At 69.8% G+C, this 20471-nt stretch carries 18 protein-coding genes and 1 tRNA gene; 15 read left to right on the forward strand and 4 right to left on the reverse strand.

Annotated features, from left to right (window positions below; all coding sequences use genetic code 11):
* Positions 1-2: 2 nt before the first annotated feature.
* From proB to OIE67_RS05710, 4 genes are all read left to right on the forward strand, one after another.
* Positions 3-1121, forward strand: a complete 1119-nt coding sequence (proB, locus tag OIE67_RS05695) for a glutamate 5-kinase (RefSeq protein ID WP_397026670.1) — start codon at positions 3-5, stop codon at positions 1119-1121.
* Between the two features lie 78 nt (positions 1122-1199).
* Entirely contained in the window at positions 1200-2474 is a 1275-nt protein-coding gene (locus OIE67_RS05700) for a glutamate-5-semialdehyde dehydrogenase (protein ID WP_326637331.1), read from the forward strand.
* 50 nt (positions 2475-2524) lie between these two features.
* Positions 2525-2701, forward strand: coding sequence for a hypothetical protein (locus tag OIE67_RS05705; RefSeq protein WP_181308516.1), 177 nt, complete (start codon positions 2525-2527; stop codon positions 2699-2701).
* 82 nt (positions 2702-2783) lie between these two features.
* On the forward strand, positions 2784-4721 hold the full coding sequence (locus OIE67_RS05710; RefSeq protein ID WP_326637334.1) for a serine/threonine protein kinase: 1938 nt from the start codon (positions 2784-2786) through the stop codon (positions 4719-4721).
* Between the two features lie 137 nt (positions 4722-4858).
* Here OIE67_RS05710 and OIE67_RS05715 read toward each other — a convergent pair whose 3' ends face one another.
* Positions 4859-5890 (reverse strand): M48 family metallopeptidase, encoded by a 1032-nt coding sequence (locus OIE67_RS05715; protein ID WP_326637336.1) that lies wholly within the window; start codon positions 5888-5890, stop codon positions 4859-4861.
* Between the two features lie 87 nt (positions 5891-5977).
* Here OIE67_RS05715 and nadD point away from each other — a divergent pair, with 87 nt between their 5' ends.
* The 4 genes from nadD to OIE67_RS05735 all read left to right on the forward strand — a co-directional run bounded on the left by nadD (position 5978) and on the right by OIE67_RS05735 (position 8072).
* On the forward strand, positions 5978-6592 hold the full coding sequence (gene nadD, locus OIE67_RS05720; protein ID WP_106250480.1) for a nicotinate-nucleotide adenylyltransferase: 615 nt from the start codon (positions 5978-5980) through the stop codon (positions 6590-6592).
* Positions 6593-6686: 94 nt separating this feature from the next.
* Positions 6687-7082 (forward strand): ribosome silencing factor, encoded by a 396-nt coding sequence (gene rsfS / locus OIE67_RS05725; protein WP_106250478.1) that lies wholly within the window; start codon positions 6687-6689, stop codon positions 7080-7082.
* A gap of 70 nt (positions 7083-7152) precedes the next feature.
* Positions 7153-7782: a histidine phosphatase family protein gene (locus tag OIE67_RS05730; protein ID WP_106250476.1), complete on the forward strand. Its 630-nt coding sequence runs from the start codon at positions 7153-7155 to the stop codon at positions 7780-7782.
* 217 nt (positions 7783-7999) lie between these two features.
* Positions 8000-8072 (forward strand) — tRNA-Ala (locus OIE67_RS05735).
* A 1745-nt stretch (positions 8073-9817) separates the two neighbouring features.
* Here OIE67_RS05735 and OIE67_RS05740 read toward each other — a convergent pair.
* The 3 genes from OIE67_RS05740 to OIE67_RS05750 all read right to left on the reverse strand — a co-directional run bounded on the left by OIE67_RS05740 (position 9818) and on the right by OIE67_RS05750 (position 13099).
* The gene (locus OIE67_RS05740; protein ID WP_326637341.1) at positions 9818-10150 is read right to left on the reverse strand and encodes a hypothetical protein; all 333 of its coding nucleotides are present in this window, start codon (positions 10148-10150) and stop codon (positions 9818-9820) included.
* Positions 10151-10238: 88 nt separating this feature from the next.
* A complete protein-coding gene (locus OIE67_RS05745; RefSeq protein WP_326637344.1) occupies positions 10239-11279 on the reverse strand; it encodes a glycosyltransferase family 2 protein in 1041 nt (346 codons plus the stop codon).
* Between the two features lie 1466 nt (positions 11280-12745).
* Entirely contained in the window at positions 12746-13099 is a 354-nt protein-coding gene (locus tag OIE67_RS05750) for an SPW repeat domain-containing protein (RefSeq protein WP_326637345.1), read from the reverse strand.
* Between the two features lie 303 nt (positions 13100-13402).
* On the opposite strand from OIE67_RS05750, the gene OIE67_RS05755 reads away from it, so the two are divergent.
* The 7 genes from OIE67_RS05755 to OIE67_RS05785 are packed head-to-tail and all read left to right on the forward strand — an operon-like array spanning position 13403 to position 20467.
* Positions 13403-14338 carry a GNAT family N-acetyltransferase gene (locus tag OIE67_RS05755; RefSeq protein WP_326637347.1) on the forward strand — a complete coding sequence of 312 codons (936 nt, stop codon included), beginning with the start codon at positions 13403-13405 and terminating at the stop codon, positions 14336-14338.
* On the forward strand, positions 14335-15045 hold the full coding sequence (locus OIE67_RS05760) for a PIG-L deacetylase family protein (RefSeq protein ID WP_326637349.1): 711 nt from the start codon (positions 14335-14337) through the stop codon (positions 15043-15045). Before OIE67_RS05755 ends, OIE67_RS05760 begins: the two co-directional genes overlap by 4 nt.
* Positions 15042-16691 carry an ABC transporter substrate-binding protein gene (locus OIE67_RS05765; RefSeq protein ID WP_326637350.1) on the forward strand — a complete coding sequence of 550 codons (1650 nt, stop codon included), beginning with the start codon at positions 15042-15044 and terminating at the stop codon, positions 16689-16691. Before OIE67_RS05760 ends, OIE67_RS05765 begins: the two co-directional genes overlap by 4 nt.
* The gene (locus tag OIE67_RS05770; RefSeq protein ID WP_326637352.1) at positions 16688-17668 is read left to right on the forward strand and encodes an ABC transporter permease; all 981 of its coding nucleotides are present in this window, start codon (positions 16688-16690) and stop codon (positions 17666-17668) included. The genes OIE67_RS05765 and OIE67_RS05770 overlap by 4 nt, the downstream gene beginning before the upstream one ends.
* On the forward strand, positions 17665-18495 hold the full coding sequence (locus OIE67_RS05775; protein ID WP_106250464.1) for an ABC transporter permease: 831 nt from the start codon (positions 17665-17667) through the stop codon (positions 18493-18495). The genes OIE67_RS05770 and OIE67_RS05775 overlap by 4 nt, the downstream gene beginning before the upstream one ends.
* Positions 18492-19475 (forward strand): ABC transporter ATP-binding protein, encoded by a 984-nt coding sequence (locus OIE67_RS05780; RefSeq protein ID WP_106250462.1) that lies wholly within the window; start codon positions 18492-18494, stop codon positions 19473-19475. The genes OIE67_RS05775 and OIE67_RS05780 overlap by 4 nt, the downstream gene beginning before the upstream one ends.
* On the forward strand, positions 19472-20467 hold the full coding sequence (locus tag OIE67_RS05785) for an ABC transporter ATP-binding protein (protein ID WP_326637357.1): 996 nt from the start codon (positions 19472-19474) through the stop codon (positions 20465-20467). The genes OIE67_RS05780 and OIE67_RS05785 overlap by 4 nt, the downstream gene beginning before the upstream one ends.
* Positions 20468-20471: the final 4 nt, after the last annotated feature.

Raw genomic sequence — 20471 nt, forward strand, 5'->3', positions numbered from 1 at the left:
ACGTGCGGGAACAGATCAGCTCAGCGTCGAAGGTCGTCGTCAAGGTCGGCTCCTCCTCGCTCACCACCCCTCAGGGCATGATCGACGTAGATCGCGTCGACGCCCTGGTCGACGTGCTGGCGGCGCGGCGCCGTACCGGGACGCAGATCGTCCTGGTCTCCTCGGGAGCGATCGCGGCGGGCCTCGGCCCGCTCGGGCTGAGCGCGCGACCGCGCGACCTGGCGACCCAGCAGGCCGCCGCCTCCGTCGGGCAGGGCGTGCTGGTGGCCCGCTACACCTCCTCCTTCGCCCGCTACTCGCTGCGCGTGGGGCAGGTGCTGCTGACCGCCGACGACATGATGCGGCGCGCCCACCACGCCAACGCCCAGCGCACGCTCGCGCGGCTGCTGGAGCTGGGCATCGTGCCGATCGTCAACGAGAACGACACCGTGGCCACCGACGAGATCCGCTTCGGCGACAACGACCGGCTGGCGGCGCTGGTGGCGCACCTCATCCACGCCGACGCGCTGGTGCTGCTGTCCGACGTCGACGCGCTCTACGACGGCCCGCCCAGCCGCAGCGGCTCGCGCCGGCTGGCCGAGATCCGCGGCCCGGAGGACCTGGTCGGGGTCGAGCTGGGCAAGAACGGCGCGGCGGTCGGCACCGGCGGCATGGTGACCAAGGTGCAGGCGGCCAGGATCGCCACCGGCGCCGGCGTGCCCGTGGTGCTCACCGCGGCCGCGCACGCCGCCCAGGCGCTCGGCGGGGCCGACGTCGGCACCTACTTCCACCCCGGCGGCCGCCATCCGGGCACGCGCCTGCTCTGGCTCGCCCACGCCACCACCGGGCGCGGCCGGCTGCACCTCGACGAAGGCGCGGTGGAGGCCATCGTGGGGCGGCGCAAGTCGCTGCTGCCCGCCGGGGTGACGTCGGTGGAGGGCGAGTTCGCAGCGGGCGATCCGGTCGACCTGTGCGGCCCGCAGGGGCTCGTGGTGGCCCGCGGCCTGGTGAACTTCGACGCCGTCGAGATCCCCGGCCTGCTGGGGCGCTCCACGAGGGAGCTGGCGAGCACGCTCGGTCCGGAATACGAACGCGAGCTCATCCACCGCGACGACATCGTCATACTGGAAGCCCACAACTGAACGCCCGACGAGGGCCCGCCCCGCTCCCGGCCGGCGCACGCGGAGGAGCGGGACGACCATGGTGATGAGGGAAGAGCGATGAGCACAGAGTTCTTGAAGGTCGCCCAGGCGGCGCGAGAGGCCGCCGCCGAGCTGGCCCCGCTGCCGCGGGCGCCCAAGGACCGGGCGTTGCGGGCGATCGCCGACGCCCTGGTCGCCCACACGTCCCAGATCGTCGCGGCCAACGCCGAGGACGTCGAACGGGCCAGGGCCCAGGGCACGTCCGAGGCCATGGTCGACCGGCTGCGGCTCGACGAGGCCAGGGTCGCCGCCATCGCCGACGCCGTACGCGAGGTGGCCGACCTGCCCGACCCGGTCGGCGAGGTCGTGCGCGGCTCGACGCTGCCCAACGGGCTGGAGCTGCGCCAGATCAGGGTACCGCTGGGCGTGATCGGCATCATCTACGAGGGTCGCCCCAACGTCACCGTCGACGCGGCCGCGCTCTGCCTCAAGAGCGGCAACGCGGCGCTGCTGCGCGGCTCGTCCAGCGCCTACTCCTCCAACACCGCCCTCGTCCGCATCATGCAGGAGGCTCTGGAGGGCACCGAGGTGCCGGCCGGGGCCGTCCAGCTCGTGCCCGGCCGGAGCCGCGACTCCGTCAAGGAGCTCATGCGGGCCAGAGGGCTGGTCGACGTGCTGATCCCGCGCGGCGGCGCGTCCCTGATCAACTCGGTGGTCGAGGAGTCCACGGTGCCGGTGATCGAGACCGGCGTCGGCAACTGCCACGTCTACGTGGACGCCGAGGCGGACGTCGACCTGGCCGTGCAGATCCTGCTCAACTCCAAGACGCAGCGGCCGTCGGTCTGCAACGCCGCCGAGACGTTCCTGGTGCACGAGGACGTCGCCGCCGCGTTCGTGCCGAAGGCCCTGGAGGCGCTGCGCGAGGCGGGCGTGACCGTGCACGGCGACGAGCGGATCGCCGCGCACGGGCCCGGCGTCGTGCCCGTGACCGAGGACGACTTCTACGCCGAATACCTCTCGCTCGACATCGCCGCCGCCGTCGTCGGCTCGCTGGAGGAGGCGGTGGCCCACATCAGGCGCTACGGCTCCGCCCACACCGAGGCCATCGTCACCCGTTCGCAGCGGGCCGCCCGCAGGTTCGTCACGCTCGTCGACTCGGCGGCCGTGGCGGTCAACGCCTCCACCAGGTTCACCGACGGCGGCGAGTTCGGGTTCGGGGCGGAGATCGGCATCTCGACGCAGAAGCTGCACTCGCGTGGCCCGATGGGGCTGCCCGAGCTCACCTCGACCAAGTGGATCTATACGGGTGAGGGGCATTTGCGCACGTCAGAGGGTACGGTGGTGGCCGGTTAGTCGGCGTGTCGGCCTGACCGGCGCCATGCGCCGTAGGTTGACTGGGGGCCATGGAAATCGTCGTCGCCCTCGTCTTCTCCGTGGTGGTGCTGTTCGGCGCCGATCGGCTGCTGCTCTGGCTGGAGCGCCGGGGTCACGTCAACTGGCGCAGGAAAGGCCGTCGACGGCTGTCGGAGGAGCCCACCGCCCGGCTGGACAGCATGCTCACCGATCACACTCGCGGATAATCCATCGGCGTGCCTCAAGCGGCAACTCGCGTACCGGCGCTAGGGTTGTGTCCCTTATGGCTGCGCCGGGCGGGGAGGGACGGTGAGCAAGCTCGGCAAGGTCGGGCCGTACACCCTGATCGAGCGGCTCGGCCGCGGCGGCATGGGTGAGGTCTACCTCGCCAGCGCCCGCCGTGGCGAGCAGGTCGCTCTCAAGGTTCTGCACGACCTGGCCGAGGACGAGACCTCACGCATCCGGCTGGAGCGTGAGGTGCGCGCGCTGCGCAGGGTCGAGAGCCCTTACGTCGCCAAGGTCCTCGACGCGGACCTGGACGGCGCCCGGCCGTACCTGGTCATGGAGCACATCGAGGGCGTGACGCTGCTCGACCAGGTGCGCCAGAGCGGCCCCCTCGACGTGGCCGGGCTCGTCGACATGGCCCAGGGCATCGCCGCCGCGCTCGCCATCATCCACGCGGCCGGGGTCGTCCACCGTGACCTCAAACCGGGCAACATCATCATGGGCGGCCAGGGGCCGGTGCTGATCGACTTCGGCATCGCCCAGGTGCTCGACGCGACCCGGCTCACCATGACCGGCACGTTCCTCGGCACGCCCGGCTACACCGCGCCGGAAATCTTCGCCGACGAGCACGTCGACTCGCCCGCCGACGTGCACGCCTGGGCGGCCACGGTGGCGTTCGCGGCGACCGGGCGGCCGACGTTCGGGCGCGGCACGGCCGAGGCGCAGATGTACGCGGTGCTGAACGGGCAGGCCGACCTCAAGGGCGTGCCGGTGGAACTGCTGCCGCTGGTACGGGCCGCGCTCAACCGGGAGCCGGGCAAGCGGCCGACGGCGGCGCTGCTGGCCGACCGGCTGTCCAGGCTGGCGCGGGCCACCAACGCGACCGAGACGGAGCCGCCGGCGGGCGGAGGGCGCGCCGATGCGGCGGAGGAGGCCGGCAACGCACGCGGGCGTGCGGCGGAGGAACCGGGCTCGGCGCGCGGTGAGGCCAAGGCGCGTAGCCGGCCCAACGTGGTGTCGGCCGAGGGGAAGGTGCCGCCGCCGCGTGGGCGTACCGGTGGCCGGACCGCACCCGACGGTGTTGGACGGGCCAGCGGCAGAGTCGCTTCTGAAGGCAACGGGCGTACCGGTGGCCGGACTGCTCCTGACGCCGCTGGACGTACCGGCGGCAGGGCCGCTCCCGACGCCGCTGGACGGGCCGGTGGCAGGGCTGCTCAGGAGGGTAGCGGGCGGACCGGTGGCCGGGCCGCGCCGGAAGGCACGGGGCGTGGCGCCGGGAGCCGGGGTGCGGCCGACGGCAAGGGCTCGGTGCCGGCTCGCAGCCGGGCCGAGGGCAAGGTGCCCGTGCCGCGCGGGCGGGCGGGCGGCGAGGCGAAGAACACCGGGCCTCGGGCCAAGATGGTCGCCTCCCGGCAGCGTACGGCCGCGGCCGTACGGAGCCGGACGGCCGCCGTCAAGCCGCAGGACAGGCGCGGCACCGGGCTGCGCGGGCAGTCGGCCACGACCCTGCCCGCGGGCAACGGCGCGCTGCTGCTGCTCGCGGTGCTGGCCGTGCCGTGCGTGGTGGCCTCGGTCATCTGGCCGATCGCGTCGATCGCGATCACGACCGTGTTCGTGGTGCTGACCAGGACGTTGTGGATGGGGCACTGGATGGTGCGCAAGCGCGGCTCCCGGCGTACCCGGGTGACGCTACGCGTGCTGTCCTTCCCCGTCGCGCTGACCGGGGCGGCGGCGACCGCCGTCGTGTGGCCGGGCGTGCCCGTCGCGGTGGCCGCGGGCGGAGCGCTCTGGGCCACCGGCGGCGGGCAGATCGACGCCGACTGGTGGCAGCAGGCCGCGCCCGTGACGGTGGCGGGCGTGGTGTTCGGGATGTTGTGCGGTGGTATCACCGGGCGCGAGATCGAACGGATCGGGCAGCGGCTGCCTGACCTGCGCAGGGAAGGGTTGCGGGCGCTGGCGGTGCTGGGCGGGTTCGTCGCCTTGTGCGCGGCCGCCGTACGCGCCATCGCGCTGCTGCTCTGACCTGCCGTACGCGCCCGTGATGCTTCAGCTCTGGCCTGCGGTCCAGCCTGCGGATCGCGGGGGTTTTCCGCGGCCCGCCGCCGCGTGCGGCGGGCCGGCGCGGCGATCAAGTGGATCGGCCGCGCGTGGCGATCCGGCTAGCCCTGGCCGCCGTCGCGGCGGGAGAAGCGGTTGAAGATGCGCTCGCCCGCGTTGACCGCGCCCTCGGCCACGTCGCGCAGGACGCCGATGAACGGGTCCTGCGACTGGGACCAGGACGCGCGGTAGGACTCGGCCGCCGCCTTGATCTCGTCGGTGACCCTGGCGTTGGGGTCGTCCTCCCTGCGCGGGTAGTCGCCGCCGATGATCCGCTCGTACTCGCCGCTGCGCTGCCACTTGTCCAGCTCCGCGACACGCACGACCGCGAACGGGTGGGTGGTGCCGAGAAGGTTGAGGACCTTGAGGAAGCCGTCGCGAAGGTCGCCCGCGGTGTCGTATTCCTGGTACTGCTCCAGGAACGCCTCGATGTTCATCTCGTGGGTGTAGTCGCCGCCGGCCAGCTTCATCAGCGCGCGCTTGGCCGCCTCGGGGTCCTGCCCCGTCAGCAGGCCGCCGCGGTCGGAGGACAGCTCGGACTTGCGGTACCACTCCTCCAGGCCCGCGACGATCGCGCGCAGGCCGATGTAGCCGAGCGGGATCCAGGCGACGCGGGCGGCGAGGCGGGTGAGGATGTCGAGCATCGTCCGGTAGACCGCGTGCCCCGAAAGGATGTGCGAGGTCTCGTGGCCGATGACGAAGCGCTGCTCCTCCTCGTTCATGAGGTTGAGCAGGCCGGTGGTCACGACGATGAACGGGTCGTCGAAGCCGATGGCCTTGGCCTGGACCTGCGAGTCCTGCTGGACGTAGATCTCGGGGATCCGGTGCAGGTCGAGCGTGTAGGCGGCGTCGCGCCCCATGTCGTAGAGGGAGCGGAACTGGGTCTCGCTGACGCGCACCGCCGAGGCCAGGTACATCAGGCGCAGGCGGCGCTCGCTGACGAGACCGGACATCTGCTTGAGAACCGTGTCGAACCCACTCAACTTACGCAGAGCGACCAGGGCGGACCGGTCTGCGGGGTGTTCGTAGGCTCGGGACGAGATGCCGGGCAGTTGGACGCGGTTGCGGTCCGGGGTGGTCGTCATGCCCGGCATGCTACGTCCGCAACTGAAGTGATGCGCGGTCATCACGAAGGGGGGTCCCATCATGTTGTGATACAGCCCCCGCGTAAGGTCCGTTTCATGATGAACGCGCCTGGTGTGCAGGGGAAGCGGCGAGTAGGTGTGATGGGTGGGACTTTCGACCCCATCCACCACGGGCACCTCGTCGCCGCCAGCGAGGTGGCTCACCACTTTCAACTCGACGAGGTCGTTTTCGTACCGACCGGACGGCCGTACCAGAAGTCCGGGCGTGAGGTGTCGGCGCCGGAGGACCGCTATCTGATGACGGTCATCGCGACCGCGTCGAACCCCCGGTTCTCCGTCAGCAGGGTGGACGTGGATCGGCCGGGGCCGACGTTCACGATCGACACATTGCGGGATATCGCGGAAATCTACGGACCTGCGGTCGACCTGTACTTCATCACCGGCGCCGACGCGCTCGGCGCGATACTCGGCTGGCAGGAGGCCGACGAGCTCTTCGAGCTCGCGCATTTCGTCGGCTGTACGCGTCCCGGGCACACCCTGCACGATCCTGGCCTGCCGGAAGGCCGCGTGACGTTGCTGGAAATCCCCGCGCTGGCCATTTCCTCGTCAGAGTGCCGTCAGCGGGTGGCAAAGGGCGAGCCCATTTGGTATCTGGTGCCCGATGGAATCGTCCAGTACATCAACAAACGCGGCCTCTATCAGGGAGGCTGAACAAGCCTGTCGTGGCGTAGGTGAGGGGTTTCGGGCTGGAAGGGTACCCTCAACATATGGGCATGCTGCCGACACAGGAGGACAGACCCGCATCGTGACCGCATCTGACAGATCCGTCCAGCTCGTGCGCATCGCCGCGGAAGCCGCGGCCGACAAGCTGGCCGATGACATCCTCGCGTACGACGTGAGCGAACAGCTCGTCATCACCGACGCCTTCTTGCTCTGCTCCGCCACCAACGACCGCCAGGTCCGCGCCATCGTCGACGAGATCGAGGAACGGCTGCGCACCGAGGCCGACGCCAAGCCCGTCCGCCGTGAGGGCGAGCGCGAAGGGCGCTGGGTGCTGCTCGACTACATCGACATCGTCGTGCACGTCCAGCACGAAGAAGACCGTACCTTCTACGCGCTCGAGCGCCTGTGGAAGGACTGCCCGGCCATCGCGCTGCCGGAGAGCGTCCTGCAGGCCAACCTCCAGCGGGCGCGCGCGTGAGCGAACCGACCATCACCGGACCCGGTAGTGACACTCATCCGGATTTCGAGCGTCCCGGCGAGGAATCTGCATGAGTAAGAGGATCGTGTGTCTGCGTCATGGGCAGACACTGTGGAACGTCGAGCAGCGATTCCAAGGTCACTCCGACATCCCCCTCGACGAAACCGGCGTCGCGCAGGCCGCGAGGGCGGCCTCGCTGCTCGCCTCGCTCCGGCCCACGCTGATCGTCTCCTCCGACCTGCAGCGGGCCAACGACACCGCGCTGGCGCTGGGGCGCATCGTCGGGTTGGAGGTGGCCGTCGACAAGGACTTCCGCGAGCGCGGCGGAGGTCAGTGGGAGGGGCTCACGCGCGAGGAGATCGCCGCGCGCTGGCCCCACGAGTACGCGGCGTGGGAGGCGCCGGACGGCGAACCCGTCACCGACGTGGCCGGGAGGGTGGCCGGCGCGATGCGCCGCTGGGCCTCGCGGCTCGACGACGACGGGCTGCTGGTCGTGGCCTCGCACGGGGCCGCGCTGCGGCTCGGGATCTGCGAACTGCTCGGGCTGCCCGAGGAGCTGTGGCCGGCGCTGGGCGGGCTGGGCAACTGCTCCTGGTCTGTGCTGCATGAAGGGCGCAGAGGGTGGCGGCTGCTGGAGCACAACGCCGGCACCCTGCCGGAGCCGGTGCACAGCGACGACAAGCCCGAAGCCGAGGTCTGAGCGCGGTTCGTACGGCTCGGGGGCCGTACGGGCTTCCGCGCCGCTACGACCCCTGCTTGCGTTGCTTTCTCTGGCCCGTCGCGTTCTCGTGCTGTGCCGTCCCGCTCCCGTGTGGTTGTCTGGCTGCCGTGAGGCCGGGGCGGGCGATTAGGTGAATCGGGGCGGATGGCTATATGCTCTCGGAGCGCCGCAACGGGTGGACTCGAAGCGGTGACCAGGGGCTATGGCGCAGTTGGTAGCGCGCCTCCATGGCATGGAGGAGGTCTGGGGTTCGAATCCCCATAGCTCCACAAAATGAACCGCCTCTGCCTGGTGACAGGCAGGGGCGGTTTTGTTTGTTCGAGGACGTATGGGCCTCGAACGGGCTTGAGCGTTGGTAGGTGTCCGCGTTCGCGGCCCTCGGGTCACGGTGTGCCAGCGGGTCCCGAGAGGGGGCCTGGGCGGTCAACGCGATCGTCGGCCTGTGGATCCGGTAAGTCGGCGATGCCGATCAAGACACGGGCACCGGCGAATGTCACGCTGCTGTGCCCTCCGCTGGGCTGCGCCGGCTGACCGTCCTGCGGGTGTGCGACGTGGGCTTCGACGCCGGACGCTCACCGTCGCCCAGGCCGCTCCGCGAGGACCGCGCACAGAGAAGCTGCGGAGGGTGGGGCCCAGGGTCGCACGCTGCCTCTCACGGCCCTGGGTGTGCTGCAGCGGCGGAAGCGAAGGGCGGGCCGAAGTCGAGCCTGCTGCTGGTGTCGCCCTCCTTCGGTGTGGCGGGTCGCCGGTGTCTATGGGCGGCTGTTCCGGCGCTGGGCCGTCGGCGTCACACCCCGTGCCCGTCTGGACGGCGCCGGGCCTCGTGCGCGCCTGCGTGGCGCTGGGCCGTCGGCATCACACCCCGTGCCTATCTGGATGGTGCTGGGCCTGATGCCCGGCTGGACGGGGTCGGGTCTGGTGCTCACCTGGACGGCGCCGTACCTTGTGCCCGTCTGGACGGCACTCGTGCTCATCTGGACGGGGACGGCTTCGACGCCGCTATCTGTGACTGTCCGGGCGTGTTCGTTGTCGGCGGTCAGTTTCGCCTCCATACCTGTCTCCATAAAACGCAATCGATCGGACGTTCACTGGATATTGCCGTCGGCGGCCTGACATTAATCTCCCTCTGGGGGGCGGGGACGGGCGTGGGAAACAGGATGGCCTCTGCGCGGAGAGTGCCGATTCATTGGCCTGCGCTTTTCTCGGTTCGATGAGTGCTGGTCGGCGGTGTCTGCTGTGAGCAGCAAGGACGCAGGGCCGGATGCAGCGCCATGGGATCACGTCGCATGGTTGCCGCGACGCGACGGGCGTCCTCACCCCCGGGCAAGGCGTGTGCGCAGTTGGAAACAAGAATGGGGAGTGTGTCATGTCTGTCAGGATCTGCAGGGTGAAGCCGGTGAAGGTGACCAGACGGCCGACGGACAACTGAGGTGGGGCGTTTCCGGTGGAGGCCGTCCGTTCTCCGTCGGAAACACTCCGACCATCAGATCGGATCCGTGCTCGCTGAAGAACGCCTGCGAGGGTGGGTGGCCGGATGGGAATCATCCTGAAGGTGGCCGTCAGAGATCCAGGCTGATGGCTATGGCGGTCCTGGTTGGTGGTCACGTGAGCGAGGTGACGCCCTTGCCTGCGAGTTGGTCGGCGGAGAGCTGGTGTGCTCATGCCGCCGTCCACTTGGTGGTCTAGGGTTCAGGGTCAGGTCCCGTGGCGGCTTAATGGCACCCTCAGCGCCGGGCACAGTGCCCGATCCAGCGTCCGGTCCAGCGCCGGGCGCAATACCCCGTCCGGTGCCGGGTCCGGTGCTGGGTTCATTGTCGGGCTCAGCGGCGGGGCCAGCTGTCTCAAGTGTGGCTAGTGCTGGAATGAGCCCACCGGGTTCATAGGTGGGGTTCATTGGGGGCTCGGTGGTGGGGGGCTCAGCTTTTCAAGCGTGGCGAGGTGGGGTGAGCTCGTTCAGGGTTGCTGCTTTGATGGGGGCGGGCTTGGTGCCCGCCCTTTCTGGTTTTCGTGGTGGTCAGGAGAAGACGACTGACCTGAGGAAGAGCCTGTCGGAAGCCCTGCCGCCGGGGCGGAGCGAGTAGTAGGGGCCGGAGCAGTCGGGGCCCATGAAGAGGGTGACGGTGGAGTCGGTGTCGTTGCGTGGGGTGTGGGCGCTGTCGTCGGAGTAGCGGATCTCAGGGATGTCGATGCACGCGCCGCTCCTCGGGTTGTGCAGGTGGCCGGTGTCTGTGCCGTACGGGGCGGGGAAGCTGTAGGCGAACGTGCCGGTGGCCGCGACGGCCGGGAAGCATGGCGCCAGGGTCAGGGTGAGGGCGGCGAGAGCGGTGGTGGCGGTGCGAGCGATCATGTGGCTCGTCCCTTCGGTGGTGTGGAGGCTTTGGACGAGCCCACATCCTATGACTACTGAGAGTGACTGTGCTGCTACTGAGGCGTGGTCAGCGGCCCTTTTCGTAGACGAGCAGGCCTCGGGACAGGTGTAGGGGTACGAGGATCAGCTCGACCAGGAGGGCCTTCCAGGCGTAGTAGAGGTTCACGGCCTTATTGAGGTAGACGAAGGGCAGGTTGAGCAGGACGCTGCCTACAGGGAGGCGGCGGCGTTTGGCCGCGTAGAAGAGGATCGGCACGGTGAGGAGCAGTTCGCCGCCCGCCCACCAGGCGAGCGTGCGGGTCGGCGGCTCGTGCAGCGCCAGGGTGAGGACCAGCGGGGTCGCCCACCACAGCGGGGCCAGGACGATTTCCAGCAGGGCGATGACGATCCAGGTGGCGAGCATGGGCTTGTGGACGAGCAGGCGCGGGAGGTGGAGGCGGACGTTCTGCATGAAGCCGGCCATCCAGCGCCAGACCTGCTTGCGGAGGTAGGTGAGGCTCTCCGGGTCGGCGGCCCAGGCGACGGCGCTGGAGACGTAGACCGCCCGGTGGCCGGCGCCCTGCTGGCTCCAGGTGTAGTCCATGTCCTCGACGATGGTGCGCTCGGGGAAGCCGCCGGATTCGGTGAGGGTCGTGCGTCTGAACGCCGAGCAGCAGCCTGAGCAGACCATGGGACTGTTCGCGAGTTGCTGGATCGGCCGGTGCCAGTGGAAGCCGAAGAGGTATTCGGTGGATCTGCCTCGCTCCCATGGTGTGCGGGCGAACCTCGTCTGTACGTTGCCCGCCGCCACGTTGACGGCCGGGTCGGCGAAGGCGGGCTTGATGCGCTCGATGTAGTCGGGGGCGAGGACGGTGTCGGCGTCCACGGCCAGGATCAGGTCGGTGTCGCAGTGGGGGAGCGCGTGGTTCTGGGCCCTGGCCTTGCTGCCCAGGTTGTGCGGTGGGCGGAGCACTGTGACGTTGTAGGAGGCGGCGATCTCGCCTGTGCGGTCGGTCGAGCCGTCGTCCACCACGATGATCTTCTCTGGTGGGGTCGACTGGGCCTGGATGGAGCGCAAGGTGGCGGGTAGGCCCTGCTCCTCGTTGTGGGCGGGGACGATGACGGTCATGGTGAGGGTCAGCGGGGCGGCGCCGACAGCGGGGTCTGTCTGGTGTGCGGCTTGTGTTTGTTGTGTGGCTTGTGACGGATGTGCAGATTGTGCGGGTTGTGTCGATGGTGTTCGTCGGGTTGGTGATGGCTCGGTGGTTGGCAGAGTCTGTGTGATCGGCCGGGGCTGCGGGAACGGCCCGGTCTCTGTGATCGGCCTGGTCTGGGGAATCGGCAGGGGCTGCGGGGTCGGCAAGGGCTGCGGGGTCGGTGGGGTCGGCAAGGTCGGTGGGATGGACAGGCTCGGTGGGAGCTGCGGGGTCGGTAGGGGTGGGGGTGGCATGGTGGGCGGGGTTTGGGCGCTCATCTGTCGCGACGCCTCCTCAGCTTGGGCGCGATCAGGGCGATCAGCGCTACTGCTGCGTAGATGAGCAGGCTGAAGCCGAGTGTGGGCGGGCCTCCGGGCATCCTCGTGTCTCCCTTGTCGTGATGGGACGGCGTGGTGCCGCCGTGCGGGTATGAGGATGCACTTCGGTGGTCGGGTTGAATGGGGCCGAATCGGGTTCTGTGGATGGAGGGTCTGCGGTGGCTGTCGCCTGTGGACAGCGGGTGCCGGGGTGGCAGGCGGTGGAGGGGGCCGAGGCGGGCGGTCAGTCATCTGGTGGTGGCGTGGGTGGCCGCGTGGGGTGATGACTGGGGAGGGTCGGAGCTGGTTGAGGTGGGCGAGGTCCGGGATGGCGGCCTGTAAGTAACGCCAGAGGGTCACCGCGGGCGCGCCGAGTGGAGGTCGGGATGATGGGGGGTGGGGGTTGGGTGATGGCAGCGTGAGGGAGTGACGGCTGCGGGGGCCTCACTGCGGGTGCGCTGGGTCGGGGTGATGGTGGGGTGGGGGAGTGACGGCTGTGGGGCATTGCGTGGCGGGCGCGGTGGGTGGGAGGTCAGGGTGATGCAGCGTGAAGGAGTGACGGCTGCGGGGGCGTCACAGTGCGCGCGGTGAGCGGGGAAGGGGGAGTTGGGAGGCGTAGGGCTGGAGTGGGTGGACGGTGCCGGCCGTCGGTTAGGGCAGTGGTCCGCTTTGTGGTCCGGGGCCTCGTAGCCGGTTGGGGTGCGCTGGGTGGTGGGTGGATGAGCTTGTTGCGCATCGTCGGCATGGCTGGGGCGACAGGGCTGAGTGGGCGGGAGCGGCGTTGGTCTGCTGGATGTGACCGGGCCTCACCTCGCGGGCGCTTCCCATTTGGGTGGTGGCGCTGGGGATCCCGTGCGGATCGCGACTTTTCGGGCGTCTGTGTGCGGACATCCCATGTGGACGGCTTCGTGTGGGTGGTAGCTCTTCGGGGGGTTGCGTGTGGAGGGCGGCTCTTCGGGTGTGCTCGTGCGGGTGGCTTCGTGGGGGTGGGGGGCTTTGGGTTGCCCCGGGTGGGTGGTTGCTGGTTGTGGGTGGGAAGGGTGAGGGCCGGGCCGCAAATGCGGCCCGGCCCTTTGGGTGGGTCAGTGTTGGATGGCTTGGTGGTGGGCTGCTCTGCTGGCCGGGAGGGCGGTCAGGCTCAGGGCGACCGTGAGGACGCCGATGATCCAGGACGTCCACGACGCCCCTTGGCCCTGGGTGTACGTGATGGCCCACGGTGCGATGAACAGCAGGACGCCCCACAGGGCGTTGAGCCATTCCGTGGCCACGGCGCCCGGGCCGGCGAGGGCGGCGATGGACGTGAGCACGATGAGGGCGCCCAGCACGATCAGTGAGGGGGCGGCGCCCGAGGCGCCGGCGACCCAGATCGGGGAGAGTGCCGCGTAGAGGCCGGCGACCAGGGTTGCCCAGTCCTGCCAGCGTGACCATGCCTTCATGAGGACCTCCGCGTGTGGCTTGTGCGAGAGGCTGGCCTTTTGGTCAGTCGATCAGGTGAAACTCCCTGGGAGGGGTGGTGATTCCCGGGTCCGTGCGGTGGCGTGGGATTGCGTGGTGTGAGGTTCGCCACAGCGCTGCGCAGAGCTGGGACAGGGGCAACCATCCATAGATACCGCAGACGAAAACAATTTTCTAGATGTCCGACTTGTTAGAAAATTTCTTCCGAAATCTCCTTGACCTTGGGGGTTGACGGTGGGAAAGCTGTGGCGGGAGTGCCGAAAGGTGAAAGGACCGCTCCCCTCATGGTCACCGTCCGCCCCTTCCAGTCCGGCGATGAGACCGCGCTGGTCGACGCCTGGAACCGCAGCATGCCCGCCGACCCCACGACGGCCGGCTGGTTCAGGGACTGCGTGCTGCTCGACCCCAACTTCGACCCCGAGGGCCTGCGCGTGGCCGTGGCCGGGGACGACGTGGTGGGCTGCGCGTACGCCGTCCGCCGCCTGATCCCCTTAGCGCCGGGCACCGACCTGGAGCCGGACACCGGCTGGATCCCGTTCTTCTTCGTCGTCCCCGAGCACCGCGGCGGCGGGGTGGGGCGGCGGCTGGTGGGTGAGGCGGTGGAGTTCCTGGAGCGCCTCGGCCGGACGAAGGTGGACTTCTCGTCGTACACCCCCAACTACGTCCTGCCGGGCGCGGACGCCGAGCTCTATCCTGACGGCCACCGGCTGCTGGAGGAGCTCGGGTTCAGGACGCTCTACTCGCCGGTCGCCATGGACCGCGCCCTCGTCGGCTACCGGACGCCGCCCGAGGTGCACGAGCTGCTGCGCGAGCGTGAGCGCGAGGGGTACGTCTTCCGCAGTCCCGAGGTCGGTGAGCTGCCCGAGCTGATCCGGTTCGCGGCCGACGCCTTCAACCCCGACTGGGGGGAGGCCATCCGGCAGCATCGCGATCCCGAACGCATCGTGATCGCGAAAAAGGAGCACATAGTCGGCTTCGCCTTGTACGCGGCCTATCGCGGCATCCCCGAGCGCTTCGGCCCCTTCGGTGTCGACCCGGGCCAGCGCGGCACCGGCCTCGGCAAGATCCTGCTCCATCTCACCATGACCCGGATGCGCGCCGAAGGGCTGCATTCGTCCTGGTTCCTGTGGACCGGCGCCGCCAGCCCGGCCGGCCACCTCTACGCCAAGGCGGGCTACGAGATCACCAGAAAGTTCCACGTGATGAGGCGATCCGCATGACACACGTTCTCGCCATCGGGGCCCACGCGGGCGACCTCGACCTGACCGCGGGCGCCGTGCTCGCCCAGCACGTCCTGCGCGGCGACCGGGCGACGCTGCTGCACCTGACGCTCGGCGAGCGCGGCCATCCGCGCATGACCGTCGCCGACTACGCCAAGCAGAAGCGCGAGGAGGCCGAGACGTTCGCCGAGCGGATCGGCGCCGGCGTCAGGTTCCTCGACTACGAGGACGGCCTGCTGCCCGAGGACGACGAGACCAAGATGCGCGTCGGCGACGTCATCAGGGAGCTGCGCCCCGACGTGATCCTGACGCACTGGAGCGCCTCCATCCACAAGGACCACGCGCGGACGCACCGGATCGTCGAGGACGCCCGCTTCTACGGCGGCCTGAAGACGCTGGAGCGCGAGCATCCGGCCTACTGGGCGAGCGAGCTCTACTACGCCGACAACTGGGAGGACGCCGAGGGCTACGCGCCCGACGTGTTCGTCGAGCTGAGCGAGGAGGCGTACGAGCTGTGGTCGCAGGCGATCACCGGCTACGCCTACGCCAGGGGTGAGACCTACGGCTTCCCGTACGTGGACTACTACCGCGCGCTGACGATCGTGCGCGGCGCGCCGGCCGGGTTCGGCCGCGCCCAGGCCTTCGCCGCCCCGAAGGGGTCGCGGCAACTGCGCACGAAGTACTTCGGAAAGGGGGCCTCCGCATGAGACGGCGCGAGATGAGACGGCCGGTGGGGCGGGTCGCGGTGGTGCTGGCCGCGCTGGTGCTGGCCGGGTGCTCGGGCGGCGGCGATGGCGGCGGTGGCGGCGGTGGTGGCACCGCCGAGGCGGACGCGCCGCCGCTGGTGATCCACGCCGTGGACGCGGGCACGTTCCAGGAGGACTTCAACCCGTACCACCTCGAAGGCGTGAACTTCGGGACCAGCGGGATGATCCACGAGACCCTCATGTACTTCAACAAGCTGAAGCCGGGGGAGATCACGCCCTGGCTGGCGCTGGACCACAAGTGGTCGAACAAGGGCAAGTCGGTGACGTTCACGCTGCGGCAGAACGTGAAGTGGTCCGACGGGCAGCCGTTCACCGCCGACGACGTGGCCTTCACGTTCCAGATGCTGAAGAAGTATCCGCAGCTCAACAGGAACGCGCTGGAGATCGAGAAGGCCGAGGCGCTGGCGCCCGACAAGGTGCGGGTGGACTTCGGCAACACCTCCTACGCCAAGCTGTTCAACATCGCCGGCAACTCGCCCATCGTGCCCAAGCACGTATGGGAGAAGGAGAAGGACCCGTCCACCTTCACCAACCCCAAGCCGGTCGGTACGGGCCCGTACACGCTGTCGAAGTTCTCGGCCCAGCTGTACGAGCTGGTCAAGAACCCGTCCTACTGGCAGCCGGGCAAGCCGGAGGTGCCGGTGCTGCGCTTCCCCGCGTACACGGCCAACGCCCTCCAGACGGCGCTGCAGCAGAGTGAGGTGGACTGGGCGGGCGCGTTCGTGCCGGACATCGAGAAGATCTACGTGCAGGGCAAGCCGGAGCAGAACAAGTTCTTCTTCCCGCCCGAGGGCGTGGTGACGCTGCTGCCGAACCTGACCGATCCGGTGCTGGCCAAGCCCGAGGTGCGCGCGGCCATGAGCCTGGCCATCGACCGGGACAAGATCGTCCGGGTGGCCGAGCGGGGGTACACGAAGGTCGCGCATCCGACCGGCGTGCCGATGCCGGGCGGGGAGGCGTACATCCCGCCTGAATACCGCGCGCTCTCCTACAAGATGGACATCGAGAAGGCCAAGGAGCTGCTCAAGGGCGTGGACCCGGCGCAGCTCAAGTTCACCCTGCTGGTGCCCTCGCCGTTCACCGACTGGGTGAACGCCGCGCAGCTCATCCGCGAGGACCTGGCCAAGATCGGCATCACCGTCGAGACCAGGGGCGTGGCGTTCCAGGACTGGGTGTCCAAGGTCGGCAAGGGCAACTACGACCTGTCGATCAGGGCCACCGCGGCCGGGCCGACGCCGTACTTCCAGATGCGCTCGATGCTCTTCGGCGGGCTGGCCGAGCCCGTGGGCGAGGCCGCCACCGGCAACTACGAGCGGTGGAAGGACGCCGAGACCGACAAGCTGATCGACGCGTACGCCGCCACCGAGGACGAGACCGAGCAGCAGGAGGCCACCCAGGGCCTGGGCAAGATCATGGTGGAGAAGATGCCCACGCTGCCGCTGTTCTACAGCCCGTCGTGGGCGCAGTACCGGACGAACAAGTACGTGGGCTGGCCGTCCGAGCAGGACCCGTACGCGATGCCGTCGCCCTACACCTCGCCCGACGCGGCCGTGGTGCTGCTGCACCTGAAACCGGCCGGCAAGTGAGGTTCCTGGCCAGGCGGCTCGGCTTCTACCTCCTGACGGCCTGGGCCGCCATCACGCTCAACTTCCTGATCCCCCGGCTCATGCCGGGGGACCCGGTGGAGCTGCTGGTGGCCCGGATGAAGGGGAACGTCGACCCGGCCGCCATCGACGCGATGCGCAGGGCGTTCGGCATCAGCGACGCGAGCCTGTGGCAGCAGTACCTGAACTATCTGGGCAATCTGGCGCACGGCGAGCTGGGCCGCTCGATCACGTTCTTCCCCACCGAGGTCTCCACGGTGATCGCCGACAGCCTGCCGTGGACGGTCGGGCTCGTCGGCGTGGCCACGCTGATCAGTTACCTGATCGGCACCGCGCTCGGCGTGATCATGGCGTGGAAGCGCGGCACCTGGCTGGACGGCGTGCTGCCCGCGGCCACGTTCATGCACGCGGTGCCCTACTTCTGGGTGGCGCTGGCGCTGGTGTTCGTCTTCGGGGTGACGTTGCAGTGGTTCCCGGTCAGCCGGGCGTACGGGCTGGACGTGATGCCGGAGCTGAGCGGTGAGTTCGCGCAGAGCGTGCTCTACCACGCGGCGCTGCCGGCGGTCACGATTGTGGTGGCCTCGATGGCCGACCGGATCCTCGGCATGCGCAACGTCATGGTGACCACGCTCGGCGAGGACTACGTGGTGATGGCCGAGGCCAAGGGGCTGACCTCGCGCCGGGTCATGTGGTCCTACGCCGCCCGCAACGCGATCCTGCCGAACATCACCAGCTTCGCGCTCTCGCTCGGCTTCGTGGTGGGCGGCTCGGTGCTGACGGAGATCGTCTTCTCCTACCCGGGCATCGGATCGATGCTCCTCAAGGGCGTGGAGAACGAGGACTTCCCGCTCATGCAGGGCATCTTCCTCGTCATCTCGCTGGCCGTGCTCGTCGCGAACTTCCTGGCCGACCTGGCGTACGTGGTGCTCGACCCCCGGACCAGGCAGGAGTCGGAATGAAGATCAAGATCGGGGCCGGGATCCTCGTCTTCTTCGCGCTGATGGCGATCTTCGGGCCGCTGCTCATCGGCGCCGATCCCGCCGCCACCAGCGAGGACGGGCTGCAGGGCCCGTCGGCGCAGCACTGGCTCGGCACCACGCAGACCGGGCAGGACATCCTCGTCCAGATCGTGTACGGCGCCCGCATCTCACTCGGCGTCGGCGTGCTGTCGGCGCTCATCGCCACGGTGCTGGCCGTCGCGGTCGGCCTGGTCGGCGGCTACGTCGGCGGCGCCGTGGACGAGGCCCTGTCGGTGCTGACCAACATCTTCCTCGTGCTGCCCGCCCTGCCGCTGATCATCGTGCTGGCCGGCTACCTGCCGCAGCGCGGCGTCGCCTCGGTCGCGGTGGTGATCGCGGTGACCGGCTGGGCCTGGGGCGCCCGGGTGCTGCGCGCCCAGACCCTCTCGGTACGCCGGCGCGACTTCGTCCAGGCCGCCAGGGCGAGCGGGGAGGGGCCGCTGCGGATCGTCTTCTACGAGATCCTGCCGGTCCTGCTGCCCGTCATCGCCACCAGCTTCCTGGCCACCGTGGTCGCGGCGATCCTGGCCGAGGCCGGGCTCTCGTTCCTGGGCCTGGCGGACCTGTCCACCGTGAGCTGGGGCAGCATGCTGTACTTCGCGCAGAACGGGCAGGCGCTGCTCATCGGGGCCTGGTGGTGGTTCATCCCGCCCGGCCTGTGCATCGCGCTCATCGGCACCGGCCTGGCCCTGGTGAACTTCGGCATCGACGAGATCGCCAACCCGCGGCTGCGCACGATCAAGGCCCCCAGGAAGGCACGCGCATGAACGTCCTGGAGATCCGCGACCTCGGCGTGGACTACCTGTCCGGCACGGGAGCCGTGCACGCGGTGTCCGGCGTCTCGCTCGACCTGCGCCGCGGCGAGATCCTGGGCCTGGCCGGCGAGAGCGGCAGCGGCAAGTCCACGCTGGCCAACGCCGTCGCCCGGCTGCTGCGCCCGCCCGCCTCGATCACGTCCGGGTCGGTCGTCTACCGGCGCCAGGACGGCTCGGCCGTGGACGTGCTCGGCCTCGGCAGGAACGATTTGCGCGCCTTCCGCTGGAAGGAGCTGGCGGTCGTCTTCCAGAGCGCCATGAACTCCCTCAACCCGGTCATCACCGTGGGCGCCCAGATCGACGACGTGCTGCGCATCCACGCGCCGCGCATGTCGCGCGCCGAGCGCACCGAGCGGTCGGTGGAGCTGCTGCAGCGCGTCGGCATCAGCGCCGACCGCCGCCGCTCCTATCCGCACGAGCTGTCCGGGGGCATGCGCCAGCGCGCCGCCATCGCCATCGCGCTCGCGCTCAACCCCGAGATCATCATCATGGACGAGCCGACGACCGCGCTCGACGTGGTGGTGCAGCGCGACATCCTGGCCGAGATCAAGGCGCTGCGTGAGGAGTACGGCTTCGCGGTCGTCTTCATCACCCACGACCTGTCGCTGCTCATGGAGATCTCCGACCGGATCGCCATCATGTACGCGGGCCGGGTCGTGGAGACCGGGACGGCCAAGGCGTTGCACCGGACGCCGCGGCATCCCTACACGCTGGGGCTGTTGCGCTCGTTCCCGCGTCTGCGCGGGGCGCGCGAGGAGCTGCTCGGCATCCCCGGCACGCCGCCGGACCTGCGCTCGCCGCCGCCCGGCTGCGCGTTCCACCCGAGGTGCGCGATGGCGTTCGACGCGTGCTCGCGGACGCTGCCCGTGCTCACGTCGGAGGCGGACGGCGAGGTCGCGTGCCTGCTCAACGACGGGAGGGGAGTGTCATGAACATCCTGGAGGGGCGCGACCTCACCAAGCACTTCACCGCCGCCCGCGGCCCGCGCGGCCGCTTCGGCAAGCGGCCGCCGGTGCGGGCGGTGGAGGACGTCTCGATCGCGCTGCGGGCCGGCGCGGTGACGGCGCTGGTCGGCGAGAGCGGTTGCGGCAAGAGCACGGTCGCGCGGCTGCTGGCCCAGGTCTATCCGCCCACGTCCGGTGAGGTGCTGCTGCGCGGCGAGCCGGTACGCGCCCATCGCGGCGCCGCGTTCAGGGAGTACCGGCGTCAGGTCCAGCTCATCTTCCAGGACCCCTTCGCCTCGCTGAACCCCTTCCACCGGGTCCGCTACCACCTGGCCAGGCCGCTGCGCCTGCACGGGCACGCCCGTACCGACGCCGAGGAGCGCGAGCAGGTCGCCGAGCTGCTGGAACGCGTCAGCCTGACGCCGGTCGAGCAGTTCATGGACAAGATGCCGCACGAACTGTCCGGCGGGCAGCGGCAGCGGGTGGCGATCGCGCGGGCGCTGGCGGTGCGGCCCGTCGCGCTGATCGCGGACGAGCCCGTCTCGATGCTGGATGTGTCGATCAGGCTCGGCGTGCTGCGGCTGCTGGAGGGGCTGGCCAGGGAGAACGATCTGGCGCTGCTCTACATCACGCACGACATCGCCAGCGCCCGCTACTTCGCCGAGGACATCACGGTCATGTACGCGGGGCGGCTGATCGAGAGCGGGCCGAGCGAGGAGCTGACGCAGTCGCCGCGGCATCCCTACACGCAACTGCTGCTGGAGTCGGCGCCGGATCCCGACCGGGTGGCGGCGCCGGAGGGACGGCGGCACGGTGAGCCGCCCAGCCTGATCGACCCGCCGGGCGGGTGCCGGTTCCATCCGCGCTGCCCGGTGGCGCTGCCGGTGTGCTCGACCGAGGTGCCGGGGCGCACGGAGTTGGGTGAGAAGCACTGGACGCACTGCTGGAAGGCCGGGGAGGTGCTTCATGAGGCGCGGTGACGAG

It is taken from the genome of Nonomuraea fuscirosea (assembly GCF_035917475.1).
Taxonomy (GTDB): domain Bacteria; phylum Actinomycetota; class Actinomycetes; order Streptosporangiales; family Streptosporangiaceae; genus Nonomuraea; species Nonomuraea fuscirosea.